This is a genomic window from Pseudomonas silensiensis (assembly GCF_050434865.1).
Classification (GTDB): Bacteria; Pseudomonadota; Gammaproteobacteria; order Pseudomonadales; family Pseudomonadaceae; genus Aquipseudomonas; species Aquipseudomonas fluorescens_W.
The window spans coordinates 1-14,665 of record NZ_JBNDJH010000030.1; the positions used below are offsets into that span (position 1 = coordinate 1).

The following is a 14,665-nucleotide window of genomic DNA, read 5'->3' on the forward strand; positions in this document are numbered from 1 at the left end:
CTTTTTCATGGCCTCGCCCTCGCTGTCGTTGGCTTCTATAAGAATGCCACCGTGGCGCACAGACGCCTCGGCTTGGGCGAGTCCATTCAATTACAAGTCACGGGATAGCTCTACCCCGCACACCACGCTGGGAATTTCACAAAAAAATCAGTATGCTGCGCCCCACATTTGCGCATCGACCCGCCTCGCGGCTCAGATCGCACCGACAAGGCAGATGACTTTCTCGCCAAGTCCCACAGCCGGACGCAAGATCCGGGTGTACGTTTTGAAGGCTGGCGCGGTTTACCAAAAATGAACCAAGCCAGTCCCCGAGAAGCCGGCCACAAGCCGGCTTTTTAATGTCTGAAAGAAAACCTTCCCCCCTAAAAACCAGCAACTCAGATTGTATATCTCAATCGAATTGCAGGCGCAGCCACTTAAATGGTGCTTCATAACTCACCCGCCCGCCGAACAGACGCTAAAAAATGGCGATGAACCGACTGGAAAGGCATGTGTACGCCTGATGTCGGAAAATATTGCGCAGGGATGTTTTGCAGTACAAAACCCTCCGCCCACACCCAAATTGGCCCATCACCGAACGATACACGGCGCGTTGCGCTTTCTCGGTGCCAATGCCTCACCGATGAAGGCTATCTGAATGGCCGTTAATTTATACTCACCCGCCAATCAGCACAAAACCGTAGCCATCACAGGGAAGCGTCCATATCCGTTCCAACTTACGATCAGTTCATCGAGCCCATCCTGCGGTTTCTCGCCACGAAACCCGATGGAGCACCCGCTCGGGATGCCTATGAAGCTGCAGCAAAAATGTTGCAACTGACTTTAGAGCAGCGTGAAGAACTGATCGCCAGTGGACAGGCCACCTATAAGAACAGAGCAGGCTGGGCACACGATCGGCTCAAGCGTGCCGGCCTTTCCAGCAGTGCCAAACGCGGGTACTGGAAATTGACTGACGCGGGTGTGGCCTACGCCAAGGAGCATCCAGCTCCCATGCCTGCTGATGAAGTGGAGCATTTAGCCATTGGCTATATGAATGTGAAGCTGAAGGTTGCCCCTGACGCCGCACCGCTTGATGACGAAACACCTGCTGAACCGGACGTAACCTCCGCCACCGCCAGCCCGGATGATCGACTTGAACAAGCCCTCCAGGAATTACGCGACGCTACAGCGGCCGACCTTTTGGATAACTTGTTACAGGTCACCCCCAACCGCTTCGAAGTGATCGTGCTGGATGTGCTTCATCGCCTGGGATACGGCGCCAGTCGCAACGACCTGCAGCGTGTCGGCGGCTCTGGCGATGCCGGCATCGACGGCATTATTTCGCTCGACAAACTGGGATTAGAGAAGGTTTACGTTCAAGCCAAGCGCTGGCAGAACACGGTGGGGCGCCCTGAGTTGCAGGCTTTCTACGGAGCACTCGCCGGGCAAAAAGCCAAGCGCGGGGTTTTCATCACTACCTCTGGTTTCACCGCACACGCGATCGATTTCGCTAAATCGGTGGATGGCATTGTATTGATGGATGGCACACGACTGGTGCATCTGATGATGGATCATGAGGTGGGGGTTACATCACGATTGCTTCGATTGCCGGCATTGGATCGTGATTATTTTGATGAGGAGTAATTTGTAGGTTTTCTAATAAACAGGCCAGTACCCATATAACACTTGTGGCTTTCGATAATGGCACATTAGAATCAAAACGCTTCCCTGCTAACCCCACGGATTGAGGGCTGGGAACAGCTAGGACTGAAGCTCGTTTAGATAAATGCGTAGGTCAAGGAGACCGCAATGTCGGACGCCAAAAGCATCAAGGATCAATTTTTTGTCTACCATCTAACCTCCGTTGAAAATCTTGATGGGATTTTCGCAGAGGGTCTGAAGCCTCGGGCCAGTCTCACTAATTTCACTGACGTAGCAGACAGTGAAATTCTCAAGAAGCGCAAAGCACTTAATCTTGACCAATATGTCCCCTTTCATTGGTTTGGTGCCAATCCGTTTGATGGGCGTGTGCAACTCGATCGCCCCAAATCAAAATTCGTACTGATCTCCGTTTTCAGATCATTTGCCAGGGATCATGGCTGGAAAATCATCCCGCATCATCCCCTTGCTGATGACGCTATTCAGCTACTCGACTACAACGCAGGCTTCCAAGCCATTAATTGGGAGCTAATGAACACTCGCGCCTATCAAAACGCTGATTGCAAAAGCGTCTGTATGGCTGAATGCCTATCCCCTCACGTGGTATCTCCCCAAAACTTTTCCAGGATTTATGTACCAAACGATGAAGTCAGGCTGCTTTGTGAGGCTAAAATGCGCGAGGCCAAACTCAAGACTCCCATCACTGTGAATTCCGGAATGTTCTTATAAATGAATTACAGCAGTCTGAATCCAGAGAAGGCTCTGATTTGGCGGATCGTCCATCGCGATAACCTGCCGTGGATTCTGGACAATGGGCTGCACTGCGCGAACTCGAAGGTGCTGGCCCCCCAGTACGTGAATATCGGCAACGTCGATTTGATCGACAAGCGCCGATCCCGCCATGTGCCCATCGAGCCAGAGGGTTTTTTGGCCGACTACGTACCCTTCTATTTCACACCCTTCTCTGTGATGATGAAAAACATCCACTCCGGGTGGAGCGTTCAGCAGCGCAGCAACGACGAGATCGTGATTCTGGTCTCCAGCCTGTACCGCGTCGAACAGCTTGGCCTACCGTTTGTCTTCACAAACGCACATGCCTACCCGGATTGGACAGACTATTACAGCGATCTGGCGAATCTCGGCGAGATTGATTGGTCTATCCTTCAACGACGCGACTTCAAACGTGATCCTGATGACCCTCGAAAGATGGAGCGTTATCAGGCCGAAGCGCTGATTCACCATCACCTACCGATTACAGGACTCCTTGGCATCATGTGCTACACCGATGCAATGAAAGAACGCATAGAACAAGACGTCGCCGCTAGAGGCCTGACGTTGTCAGTTCATGCGCGTCCGGGATGGTATTTCCAATGATCAGATTTACCCAAGGCAACCTTCTCGAAGCCAAAACCGAAGCCCTCGTCAATACGGTGAATACCGTAGGCGTGATGGGCAAAGGTATCGCGCTGATGTTCAAAGAGCGCTTCGCGGAGAACTACCGTCTGTATTCGGCGGCCTGCAAGGCTGGTGAGGTAGAAACGGGCAAGGTTCACGTAACGGCAGCCAACGAGCTTGACGGTCCTCGCTGGATCGTAAACTTTCCTACCAAACGTCACTGGCGATCGCCGTCGCAGATGGCTTGGATTACCGAAGGTTTACAAGATCTGCGTCGCTTCCTGATTGAAAACAACGTGAAGTCCGTGGCGGTTCCACCGCTAGGCGCGGGCAACGGTGGTTTGAAATGGCCAGAAGTTCGCGAACAGATTGTTGATGTCCTGAGTGATCTGGATGTCGATGTGCTGGTGTTCGAACCGTCCAATCAGTATCTGAATGTCGCCAAGCGTACTGGCGTGGAAAAACTGACGCCTGCTCGCGCGCTGATCGCCGAACTGGTCCGACGCTACTGGGTTTTAGGCATGGAATGCAGCCTGCTTGAGATTCAGAAGCTTGCCTGGTTTCTGGAGCGTGCTATTGAACAGCTACCAGACACCAAAAACCCTCTGGATCTTAAGTTCGTTGCTCATAAATACGGACCGTATGCCAATCGGCTGGAGCATCTGCTCAATAACCTGGATGGCAGCTATCTGCATTGTGACAAGCGCATCAGTGATGCAGATATCAGCGATGTGATCTGGTTTGACCAAGAGCGCAAAGCCTTTCTGCAAACCTATCTCAAGACAGAGGCCAAGGAGTATTCCGAAGCTTTGGAGCGCACCGCTAAATTGATTGACGGCTTCGAGTCGCCCTTCGGCATGGAATTATTGGCGACGGTCGATTGGTTACTGAGTCAGAAGAAGGTATCCCCGACTGTTCCTGCTGTGCGTGAAGCATTGAAGCATTGGGAAGGTGGATCCGGTGCTGCAGCCCGCAAGAGCAGGCTGTTTGACGACTCGGCGCTCACTATTGCACTCAAACGCCTGACATCCAGTAGTTTTAAGCCTGAAATGGCTGCCTGATAACCTCACTACCGTCGATGATTGTCCAACAACCGTTGGACAGTTAGGGAACGGCTTGTAGCATCTCAGCGAGCAAAGGTCTGTCTGGATCATCTCGACTGTTCAGCTGCCAAATTAGACGACACCTGAACACTCCGAAATTGGTCAGCAGCCTGCTGACCAATTCTATCTGATCGCTTTGAAGCAATTGGGCAGCAAGCTGCTGCCCAATTCAATTGTGCAAGAGCTACTTGCACAATCCCCCTCATGGATAACTAAACCCCTTAACCAACGTCAACTCCCCCACCGCCCGCATCGGCACCAGGAACGTCTCCATTTTCTCGTTCGGCGTCCCTTCCTCCGTGATCACCGTCACCTGTGCGGTCGTCAGCGGCTGTACCGCCTCCTCCTGCCCCTCGTCATCACTGCGATACCCGCCCCCGAAGTAGTTCACATAGACGAGGTATTGGCCTTTGATCGGCGCCGGCATGGCGAAGATTTCCGGGCCGTAGCCCGTCGTCACGTCAACATCGAGCGCAGCGCCATTGGGGGCAACGCGGTCGCCGTACCAGATGTGGGCGCCGTCGGGGGTGATGAGGTGCAAATCCAGATCCGTACCATCGCTGTCCCAGGCCAATAACACCCGCAACTTCGCCGGAGTGGCGCCGCCACTGGCATTCAGGAACTGCGTGCGATGCCGCTGTTGGCCATCGGGGCTGCGGACTTCGACGCTGTTGCTGCCATTGGGGAATGAGAACGGGCGATCAAAGCGGCCGGCGGGATCAATCTTCAGTGGCATGCTGACGCCGTTGACGATCAACCGGCCCGGCTCACCAGACTTGGGCGTCGCGTTGATCTGACCGGTGATGCGTGCAGTGTTGGCCTGGCCCACCGGGGTGTTCACCGAGGAGGCCGGGTAGTTGACGATCTGGCGAAAGTTTTCGCCTTCGCCTTCAGGTGCGCCAGTGCGCCAGCCGCCAACAGGTGTGTCGAGTTTGGCGGCGCTTTCGGCGGCGAATGTGGTCGGCCATACGCAAAAAGAGCAAAGGAACAGGAGGACCTGTGGATAACGGAGTTTCATGGCCTATTCCAGCAAGAGGTGGCGGGCGAGCCCTTCGATGTAGGTTTCATCCTGGCCGTTGGGGTGTGCTTCGAAGGCCAGGTGCAGGTATTCGTGGGTCAGGTCGAGGCGGTCTTGCAGCGACAGCACGCCGCGCACGTAGATGCGTTGACGTTCGCGGTCGACGTAGGGGCGGCCGAAGGCCAGGCGGCAGACGGCGAAGGTGCTGACTTCGTTGTAGCCAACCTCGTTTTCCAACCGCGGACGCCAGCCGCGTCGTTGGTTCAGCAGCCAGTCTTGCGCGGCGGGGAGTGCTTCGCAGGAGGCGACGGGGTTGTCCCAGCGGCTGAGGCTGGCGCGTGGGTAGGCGTGGAGCAGGATGGCGTCGTAGCGTTGACCGGCATTGGCTTGCTCAACGGCTTGCTGCCAGGAAAGTTTGTCCGGGCCGGGTTGGTCGGAGTGGTAGGTGACGGTGCTACCGGCGAGGACCAGGTCGCTGGTCCACGCTGCGATGTTGCGTGATTCAGCGGTGGCAGGGCGTGGGGCGACGCGTTGCCGGCTGCTGCTGTCGTCGATGCTCAGGCAGTCGCCGTTGCGGGTGGCGTTTTGCAGCAGGTACGTGCGGATGGCGATGGCCAGGGCTTTGGCGGCTTCGGCGGGTTCGGGTTTGGCTTCGCGTTGGAGGACGCGGGCGACGTATTCTTCGCGGTCCAGACGGGCGATCAGTTTGTCTTTCACCAAAAACAGTTCGCCGTCGCTGTGGATATCGAGTTGATTGCCTTTGGTGAATTCGACGCGGTAATCGCCCAGCAAGGGCCCGGACTCAACGACACGATCCCCCGCCAGAACGCGCCCGATGGGATAGCGTGAAAACAGCCCCACCTCGACACAGCGTCCCGCATCCACAGGCCAATCCACCGGCAACACCGAAGCCAACGCCCCACCGTAGTGACGCAAGACCATTTGACTGGTCCCACGCCCACCCGCCCAAACCGGCGTGCCATCCACCGTCCACCCGGCAAAACCACCCTGACGCGACGCAGGGTCCTGATCCCCCAACCAGCTCCAGGTTTTCACCCGCAACCGGCCACCGAGTTCGCCCACGACATTGCCGTCAGCCGCATTCAACACCACATCCAGCAACACCCGACGCGCTTGATCCTGCGCCGGCATTACGGCCAGCATTCGCAGCAACTCAGTGACTGAAACGCGCGTGGAAGGCTGCAACGAAGCCAAATCCAGCAACCACTCCGGTGCCTGCCGCGCTTGCCAATACGTGCGCCAGTCAGCGCCAGCAATACCCAGCCGTTGCGGTTCAAAGTACAAACCGCACGACTTCACCAAGGCCTGATCGCGCTCAATCTTGCCGCCCGCCGTGCAGCAGTAAACTTCGTCTTTCGACTGACCGCGACACTCGTAAGGCGATTCATGTGCGTTGGTATCCACCAGCCAGCCGTAGACAAACAACTTCCACACACTGCCCAGCGGAGTCTGCACATCAGCAGGCAACGGCTCGCGCGCGATCACCTGAGTCCGGCTCAACGACAGCAACTCACCTTTAAAAGCCAGCCGCAGCGGCTCCTCCTGCGCTGTCGCCAGCGCAGGGATCAGACACAGCCACCACCAGAGCAAACGCCGGGTCATGTCAGTTGACCGTGACCTGGCCGAGGGCCGGTTTCTGTTCCTGAGCCTGATGCTGCGGCGCGTAGACCTGAGTGAAACGCACCGGCGGCAGGTTGAACTGACCTTTCTGCGAGAAGCGCACCAAATGACGCAGACGCAATTCGCCGCTCAAGGCATCGACCGGAATGGCATAGGCCATTTGTCCCGGCTCGAAACGCGCCTTCTCCAACGCGGACGGTTCGGTGCCGGCCTTGCCCATTAGCTTGATGCCCCACGTGGTGCGCTCGACATCGGCACCCGGTGGCAGCGGCACTTCGAGCATGCCGTAGCGCAGCGGTTTGGCGGCTTTGCTGGTGATGATCACTTCGTCCAGATACAGGCTGTCGCTGGACAGCGGCTTGGTACCGACCGCTTCCAGTTTGAAGGTGAAGGCTTCGTCACCCGGCACCAGACGCGACAGGCGACGGGTGATGGTCACGGCCATCGGATCAACCAGCGGTTGTTTGGTCTGGAAGCTCAAAGCTGCCCGCAACGGACGTTCTTGCGCACCGGTCAGCGACAGTACTGCGGGCACAGGCGCAGCCCCCTGCCACGTCCAATAAGTCTCCCCGGTATTACCGTATTTTTTCTTCCAGCCTTCACCCGGTGCCAGTGCGATGGTGGGCGATGCCTGCTCGATGCTGCGCTGCAACCAGGTCAATGCCAACGCACGTTCCAGGGTCGATTGCTGTGGCAACAGTCGTTGCAACAACGCTTGCGCGTGAGCCTGATCGAAGGCTTGCAACGACAGGTTTAATGCTTCGGCAAACGGCTGAGAGCTGACGGCCAAACGCTGTTGCGCATCCGCCAGTTGACGATTGAAGGCGTCCGGCAGAGTCACCTTCGATTGCTTCGCCAACGAGGCCGTCAGCGCACGAGCGGCCGCCAGACCCAGCGCCGAATCCGGATCGCTCATGACGATGCTGTCTTCGCCATCGTCCATCAGGTTCGCCGCATTGCCTTCGCCCGCTTTCGACAGATCATCCATCAAACCGCTGAGCAAGGTGTTCACCGGCAATTGCATCTGTTTGGCGAACGACAGAATCAGCGCGCGCTGCAACAGCGGCGTGTTTTTGGCCTGCTTCGAATAGACCTCCAGCACTCGCTGCCAATGCTCCGGCGGCAGGCTAAGTTCCAACACTTTGCTGGCGTGCCAGTCGGCGTAGTAAGCGTAAGCCGTGAGGAACGCATCCGGTTCACCGTCCATGCCCCACCAGGTGAAGCTTGCCGAAGGCCCGGCCATTTGCACCAGCCGCAGGCGGCTGTTCTGCATGATCAGGCGCAAGCGATCTCGGATCTGCGGGTTCGACGACAAGGTCGGATACGCGATGCTCAGCGGCAGCAAACGACTGGCCGTTTGTTCGACGCCGCCGTACGGATAGCTCAACAGATCGTCGAGTGCCGAGCGGAACAGCGCTTGTGGACTGTCATCCAGACGCAGGCGAATATCCGTCGCGTCCGCTGGCAAGGTCAGCGGCGTATCACCGCTGACCACGTCCAGGCTTTGGCTCTGGGTCACCTGCCAGCCTTCGCCGGTCGCGGTCAGTCGCACAGCCAAGGCATCAGCCGTTTTACCGTCCTGCACCAGCTCAGCCGTCCACTCGCCACTGGCCAACGCAAACGCCGGCAGCGCGATGTAGTTGATGCCGTTATTCAGCGTCACGGGGACGCGTTGTTCGGTACCGCCGAAATGAATCACCAACTCAGCCTTGGCCGGTTTTTCCGCTTGGCTGAAAGCAAACACACCGAGATCCGGTTTGTCGCCGTTGCGGAATTTGGTCGGGCCGCTCCACTTCAGGTACAGCGGTTTCTCCGAGCGTACGAATTGCTTCTTCTGCCCGACCTGACCGTCATCGGCGATGGCCCGGGCGGTGATGCGCCAGCGGGTCAGCGAGTCCGGCATCTTGAAGGTGAAACGGGTTTTGCCGTTGGCGTCGGTGATCAATTCCGGTTGCCACGCGGCCGTGTCGACGTCTTCACGACGCGGCCGCTCCAGCACTTTCACGCCCCGCTCGCTACGGTTAGCTTTGCCCGGCGCGCCAGGGCTGCCCGGCAACGCGACGTCGTAACTGATGAACGACAGACTGGCGCTGGTGCGCACGTTGTTGCGGCGCGGGTGGTAGAAAAACTGGTCGATGGTCGGCGCGACTTCCGGTTGCAGCGCGTAGACCATTTCGTCCACCACGCTAACCGTCAGGTGCGCCGGGACAGGCTTGCCAGCGAACTGCGTGGTCAAGTCCACCGACACGGTATCGCCCGGCTGATACGCCTCTTTATCGGTGGCGATGACCACGTCGATTTGCGGCGCGATCACCTTGATACCGGCGTTCTGGAAGCTGTACTGACCGCCCTTGGTGTAGAGCACCGAGAACGTCAGGTTAGGTGCGAAATTGTCCTTCACCGGAATCCGCGCGCGGTATTGGGTCTCGCTGAGTTTTTCCATCTTCAGCCAGTCGCCGCCCTTGGACAGCAGCGCTGTGGCCTCGACCTTGTCGCGCTCCAGCGACAGCAGCGCATCGCTGATCGGCTCAGGGAACGTGATCAATGCGAGGGCTTCGTCGCCAGACTTGTACTCGGGTTTATCGAGGACAATTTCCACGGTGCCCGGCACGGCTTTGACGCCGTCGCCAGTGACCGAATGACCGGTGGCGCCCACCACGCGGCCATGGTCATCCTTCAGCGTCAGGTTGTAAGTACCCGGACGGTCGAAGGCCAAAGTGAAGCCTTTGTCTTTCGCGGCCAGTTTGCCTTCGCCAACCGTCTGATCTTCCAGACGCACCCAGCTGTAGCTGCTCGGCGTAACCGATTTGCTTTGCTCGCTGCCGCCTTCATTCAAATAACTGAATGCAACCTTGTCGCCCACCGCGCTAAAACGCTGCGGCGCGCGCAGGCTGAAACTCGCGGCGCCGCGGTCGATGAGGATTTCCTTGGTGGTCTTGACCCGATACGCCGCGCCGTCGCTGGCGAACACGGTGAGCATGTAGCGGCTCGGCTTCTCGGCGGCCGGAAGATCCAGCGTCGCGTTGCCCTTGGAATCGGTGGTCAGTTCGGTGCTGGTCAACTCCACCGGGAATTGCCCGAGGTATTGCAGTTCGTTGTCGACCATCGACAGTTGTTGGGCGCGCAGGCTCAGGCTCAACTTCGCGTTGGCCACCGGTTTGTCGTCCGGGTACAACAGCACGAGGCTGCCTTTCACCGGTTCGCCAGTGCGGTAATCCTGCTTGGCCAGGTTCAGCGAGATTTCGAAGTGCGGCTTGATGTATTCAGCGACACGGAAGGCGCTGCTGTAGGCCTGATCCTTGTAGCTGAAACGCAGCTCGTAACCGCCCGCAACAGCGTTGTCCGGCAACTGGAAGCGGCCTTGAGTGCCAGCCTTGGAATCGAGTTTCAGCGCCAGCGATTGCAGTGCCGTGCCGGTGGCATCGAGCACCGTCACGTTGACGTCGGCAGCGGTCGGCAAGACCGAGTCACGGGCATTCTTGAACTCTCGACCGACGATTTTCAGCGACACCCAATCCCCCGGCCGATATAGCGGCCGGTCGGTGAAGGCGTAGAGTTTGGTGTCGTAGATTTCGCTGTCGTAATAGAAGTTTTCGGAGACAAACACCCCGCCCTCTTCGTCCTCGCCGATCACGAACGAACGCTCCGGGCTGACGTGTTTCAAGCGAAGCAAACCATCGGCATCGGTGGCGCCACTGCTCATCACGCCCAGCCCATCGGTCCACAGCACATTCACCTTCGGCACCGAACTGCCTTCGTGTTTGCGCGCGGCCCACACCAGTAATTCATCACCGGCAATCTTGCTCACGGCCACGGTGTTGGAGACGAAGACCATGGTGGTCGCACGGTACTTGCCGATCAGCGCTTCCACCAAGTACAGACCCGGTTTCAGGTTGCCCAACGGGATGTACACATTGCCCGGTGCAACGCTGACGAACTCGCTGGAAGAACCGGCGAGGTTCACGCCTTCAGGCGGCTGGATCGGTTTGGCTTGCCACAGCGGATAACGGAATTGGCTGACCACCGGCAAGCCCGGAATCAGCGCGAATTGCGGCTGAGCGTCGTAAGGAGTTGGTGCGGCGATGGCGGTGCCCATCTTCAGTTCCGGCACTTCCTCGGTGACTTGCTTACGCGATTCGTAGGAGAACGCCCGCTGCATCACGCGACGGGATTTGCGATACCAGTTGTCCCACAGGTACGCGAGGGTGTTCGACAGGCCTTCGCCCTTGAACTGGCCGTCGCTGACCACACGGTGCAGGTTCTTCTGGCGCTTGAGGAAGTCCAGCGGCTTGTCGATGCGGTACACGCGAATGTCGGCGCCGCCGTAAGGCTCCATGCGGAACCGACGATAGTCACGGCCCGGCGCTTCGAGGCGAACCATCGCCTGTTCGTCGCTGGCAAAACTGCTGTCGGCCAGCAGGAAAAAGCTTTCACCGGCCACCGGCGTGTAACCGCTTGGCTCGACGGTGTCTTCGGCATTCACCGCCGACAGAGGTAGAAGTAGCGCCAGCAACAGAGGCAGTTTTGAACAGATACGCAGCATGCGGGCACCGATCATTGGGAGAGAAAGTTCAGTCGATAGACGCCGATGAAGTTGGGGTTGGCTGCGTCGGGTATCCATCGGGTGTCCTTCCATGTCATGAGTTGCTGCAGGCTTGCGGAGCGCATGCCGTTGTCAGTCGGGGTGGTGGTGCCGGTGTGATAGGCGATGTAGCGGCCCATCCAGATCATCAGGTGCTGGTCGTCGCCCTGATCGAAAAACATCAGGTCGCCGGGCCGGGCTTGCGCCAGATCGCGACCGACCAGATGGCTGTTGAACTGAATCAGTTTGATCGCGTTGACATACGGCCCGACCTTGCCGCCGCCCTGCTGCCATTGCTGGGCGAGACCGCGTTGGGCCTCGCTCAGTTGCAGCTCCGGCGGCAGGTAACGGTTGGACAGGCCATTGCTGCGCAGCCATTTATCGTCATGGACTTTCAGCGCTTCGTTGGCGGCGAAACGGACCAGGCCGGCGCAATCCTGCTGATACCAACGCGGGCTCGGACCTTGGGTCAGTTGTTCCTGGGCGATGCGCACGAACCAGGCACGGAATACCTGGGATTGCTGCACGTCCAGCGGCGGCGCCTCAGTGGCAAATGCCCGGGTGCCCAGCAGCAACGCCAGCAGGCCGAGGCCTCGGATAAGTGCTGTCACAGGGCTTTCCATTCCAGCGGCAGCCATTGCCAGTGGCCGTCGGGTTCGCTGCCTTCCGGCAAGGTCAGGGCGTACTTGCCGTAACCGCCGAGCTTGCGCAGTTTCGGGATCAGGTAGGTTTGCGCGGCGTTGAAGAACACCGGCTCCATGTCTTGCGGCAGGCTGTCGAGGGTTTCCTGCTGCATCAGTTGCGCCATCGAATCCGGGCCGAAGTAGACCGGCATCAGCAGGTCCTTTGGTACCACGTCGGCCATCGGCGGGAAGCGTTTGTCGAGAGTACCGAGGGCCTTGTCCACCAGCTTGTCGTCGAGGGAAAACAGCAGCGTCGAACCGTGGCGCACCAGGCTGACTTTCATGAAAGCCTTGCCGGTGATCGCGTCCGGTTGCTCGGCATCCTTGGCTTTGTAAGGACCAAAGTTGGAGCTGACCTGACGCTGCCATTGATGGGATTGGCCTTCCTGTTTCTCGACCACCGGGAACGCGTGTTCTTCGACGTTGCCTTCGTAGGCACCGACCATCGAGCCGAACAGGTTGCCCAAGTCACCGTCGAGTTTGGCGCTGTCATCATCGTTCAGGCTGGCCACCAACAGCGGCGTGTACAACCGCGAATCGGCGTACCAGCACAGGCCGGCGGCACCGGCCATGTGCTCGGTCAGGGCCTGAGCCACCGACTCTTCGGCACCGAGTTTCACCAGCAGCGGTTTTTGTTGTTCCGCAGCGAGCGGCAAGGCGACACAGGCACTGGCGCCCATCGGCATGGCTTGCCAGATCGGTTTGAAATCGAAGTCCGGCTGGTTCTCCAGTTCGTCCATGGCCAGGAAGCTGTGCCAGCCCTTGTCGTCCATGTCGAAACGCAGCCCGGCGAAGTTCGGGATGAAGCGCTGATACCCCATGGCCAGAACGCTGGAATTCACCGACAGGCGTTGTTTCACTTCAGGGGCGCGGGGTGGCAGGCCGAAGGCTTCGGGGAACAGTTTGTCGCCGTTGAGCAAGGCGGCGATGGCCTTGGTCGACACGCTGCCTGACTCTTGCGACGAGCCGCCTTCCGGATCGTAGAGTTTGGTCGGGTTGGACAGCACCACCAGTTTGTCGCCGTGGGAGGCGAACACCAGCGCTTTGCTGGCGTTGTAGTTGAGCTGATAAAGCGCCACATCGTCGGCGCCGACTTTCACGTCACCGAGTTTGGTCAGCTGCGAATCATCCAGCGCCACTTTCGCCAGCGGCTCCAGCACCTTGGCCAGACCACCGCGATCCATCACCAACAAAAAGTCTTTGAGACGACCGTCCGCTCCGCGCCACAGCGCCACGTCTGCCGGTTGATCGAAAAGCTGTTCGATCAAACTGTCCTGCAACTTCAGGTCATGCTCGTAAATGATCCGCCGCAGACTGCCGATCAAACCGAGACGATCCGCATGCGCTTCGTAATAGAAGACAAAATCTTCAGTCAGGGTTTCCTTGAGGAACGGCACCGCCAGCAAGTCCTTGGGCAATTGGCTCAAGGAGTGGGTTTCGAGCAGACCGTCCGGCCGGCTCATGCCCAGTTTGTCGCTGGCCAATTCCGCCGGCGGCGCCTTGGGTTTGTGCATGAACCAGCCCAAACCGGCCGCAACACCGGCCACCAGGCACAGCCCGATCAGCACGGCTGGCCAGCGACGGGAAGGTTTGGCTGCAGGCGTGTCGGCGGCCGGAGAAACAGTGTTATCGCTCATGTTCACAAAACCCGATGTCATCCGTGGAGCGGGATGCTTAATAGTTGAAAGTCTTGACCAGCAGCAGGTCACCGATGGCCCGCAGGGGCACGATGAAGGTCTCGCGTTTTTCGTCGACGGTGTTTTCGTTGAGCACCAGGTTGATCTGCGAGGTGATCACCTCGTTCTGGTTGCTGGTCTCATCGAAGTTATAGCCGCCACTGCCGAAGTTGCCCCAATAGTTCACGTAAACCAGATAGGTGCCATGCATCGGCGCGGTCATGGTGAACATTTCCGGGCCAGGGCCATCGACGCCGTCAGGGTCCAGACCGCCGCCATTGGTCAGCGCCGAGTGAGCCCAGAACGCGTGCTGGCCGTCGGGGGTAATGATGTGCAGATCGAGTTCGGCTTTCGGGTCATCCCAACCCAGCACCACGCGAATCCGCGCCGGGGTGCGCAGGTTGTTGGCTTCATAGAATTGAACGCGCTTGAGCGACTGGCCTTCGGAGCTGCGCACTTCGACGCTGTTGGAGCCAGCGCCAAACGCATACGGCCGGGCGAAACGCCCTTGGTCGTCGGTATACAGATTCAGTGGATTGCCGTTGACCGCCAGCGTGTGCGGCCCACGCTGAGTGCCGATGGCCTTGAGCTGGCCCTGGATCATGGTGCGATTGCGCTGCACACCGCGGTCGATCGGTGGCGTGGGGTAGGCGACTTGAGGATTTTCACTGCGGTCCAGCAGGCCGGAATAACGCCAGCCACCCACGGGTTCCGACACCTCGGCCGAAGGCTCGGCCAACGCTGCGGTCGCGCAGACGAGCCCTATCAGCAATAGAAGAAATGAACGCATGTGACGCCTCCTGCCATGCATAACGAAACCTTGCGCCCGATCCTCGGCGCGTTACAGATCCAAAAACTGCGTTTCGTCAGAAAGACCCGTGACTATCGGGCCCTTGAAGGCGCGAAGATTAGCCATTCAGCGGTTTTTT

The 14,665-nt window shown here is 58.5% G+C and carries 10 protein-coding genes; 4 read left to right on the forward strand and 6 right to left on the reverse strand.

All coding sequences use genetic code 11. The features are described 5' to 3' along the window. The first annotated feature begins 702 nt into the window (after positions 1-702). The 4 genes from QF010_RS29810 to darG all read left to right on the forward strand — a co-directional run bounded on the left by QF010_RS29810 (position 703) and on the right by darG (position 4,094). Positions 703-1,623 (forward strand): restriction endonuclease, encoded by a 921-nt coding sequence (locus tag QF010_RS29810; RefSeq protein ID WP_429534537.1) that lies wholly within the window; start codon positions 703-705, stop codon positions 1,621-1,623. Positions 1,624-1,788: 165 nt separating this feature from the next. Then, on the forward strand, positions 1,789-2,367 hold the full coding sequence (locus QF010_RS29815) for a DarT ssDNA thymidine ADP-ribosyltransferase family protein (RefSeq protein ID WP_429534516.1): 579 nt from the start codon (positions 1,789-1,791) through the stop codon (positions 2,365-2,367). Next, on the forward strand, positions 2,368-3,012 hold the full coding sequence (darT, locus tag QF010_RS29820; RefSeq protein ID WP_429534517.1) for a type II toxin-antitoxin system toxin DNA ADP-ribosyl transferase DarT: 645 nt from the start codon (positions 2,368-2,370) through the stop codon (positions 3,010-3,012). Further along, a complete protein-coding gene (gene darG / locus QF010_RS29825) occupies positions 3,009-4,094 on the forward strand; it encodes a type II toxin-antitoxin system antitoxin DNA ADP-ribosyl glycohydrolase DarG (protein WP_429534518.1) in 1,086 nt (361 codons plus the stop codon). The genes darT and darG overlap by 4 nt, the downstream gene beginning before the upstream one ends. A 244-nt stretch (positions 4,095-4,338) precedes the next feature. Here the strand turns inward: darG and QF010_RS29830 are convergent, their stop codons facing one another. From QF010_RS29830 to QF010_RS29855, 6 genes are read right to left on the reverse strand one after another with little or no spacing between them, the layout of a single operon-like run. Continuing rightward, on the reverse strand, positions 4,339-5,154 hold the full coding sequence (locus QF010_RS29830) for a YfaP family protein (RefSeq protein WP_429534519.1): 816 nt from the start codon (positions 5,152-5,154) through the stop codon (positions 4,339-4,341). A 3-nt stretch (positions 5,155-5,157) separates the two neighbouring features. Then, on the reverse strand, positions 5,158-6,777 hold the full coding sequence (locus QF010_RS29835) for a DUF2300 domain-containing protein (protein WP_429534520.1): 1,620 nt from the start codon (positions 6,775-6,777) through the stop codon (positions 5,158-5,160). Between the two features lies 1 nt (position 6,778). Further along, positions 6,779-11,353, reverse strand: coding sequence for an alpha-2-macroglobulin family protein (locus QF010_RS29840; protein WP_429534538.1), 4,575 nt, complete (start codon positions 11,351-11,353; stop codon positions 6,779-6,781). Continuing rightward, positions 11,350-12,000 (reverse strand): DUF1175 domain-containing protein, encoded by a 651-nt coding sequence (locus QF010_RS29845; protein WP_095131398.1) that lies wholly within the window; start codon positions 11,998-12,000, stop codon positions 11,350-11,352. Before QF010_RS29845 ends, QF010_RS29840 begins: the two co-directional genes overlap by 4 nt. Then, complete coding sequence (locus QF010_RS29850; protein ID WP_429534521.1) at positions 11,985-13,697, reverse strand: DUF2138 domain-containing protein; 1,713 nt, start codon at positions 13,695-13,697, stop codon at positions 11,985-11,987. Before QF010_RS29850 ends, QF010_RS29845 begins: the two co-directional genes overlap by 16 nt. 37 nt (positions 13,698-13,734) lie before the next feature. Next, positions 13,735-14,526 (reverse strand): YfaP family protein, encoded by a 792-nt coding sequence (locus QF010_RS29855; protein ID WP_033054111.1) that lies wholly within the window; start codon positions 14,524-14,526, stop codon positions 13,735-13,737. Positions 14,527-14,665 lie beyond the last annotated feature (139 nt).

Excerpts from the sequence above, each read along its gene's own strand:
- QF010_RS29855 (WP_033054111.1), bottom strand. The coding sequence starts at position 14,526 with ATGCGTTCATTTCTTCTATTGCTGATAGGGCTCGTCTGCGCGACCGCA.
- QF010_RS29840 (WP_429534538.1), bottom strand. The coding sequence starts at position 11,353 with ATGATCGGTGCCCGCATGCTGCGTATCTGTTCAAAACTGCCTCTGTTG.
- darT (WP_429534517.1), top strand. The coding sequence starts at position 2,368 with ATGAATTACAGCAGTCTGAATCCAGAGAAGGCTCTGATTTGGCGGATC.
- QF010_RS29815 (WP_429534516.1), top strand. The coding sequence starts at position 1,789 with ATGTCGGACGCCAAAAGCATCAAGGATCAATTTTTTGTCTACCATCTA.
- QF010_RS29835 (WP_429534520.1), bottom strand. The coding sequence starts at position 6,777 with ATGACCCGGCGTTTGCTCTGGTGGTGGCTGTGTCTGATCCCTGCGCTG.
- QF010_RS29830 (WP_429534519.1), bottom strand. The coding sequence starts at position 5,154 with ATGAAACTCCGTTATCCACAGGTCCTCCTGTTCCTTTGCTCTTTTTGC.
- QF010_RS29845 (WP_095131398.1), bottom strand. The coding sequence starts at position 12,000 with ATGGAAAGCCCTGTGACAGCACTTATCCGAGGCCTCGGCCTGCTGGCG.
- QF010_RS29850 (WP_429534521.1), bottom strand. The coding sequence starts at position 13,697 with ATGAGCGATAACACTGTTTCTCCGGCCGCCGACACGCCTGCAGCCAAA.
- darG (WP_429534518.1), top strand. The coding sequence starts at position 3,009 with ATGATCAGATTTACCCAAGGCAACCTTCTCGAAGCCAAAACCGAAGCC.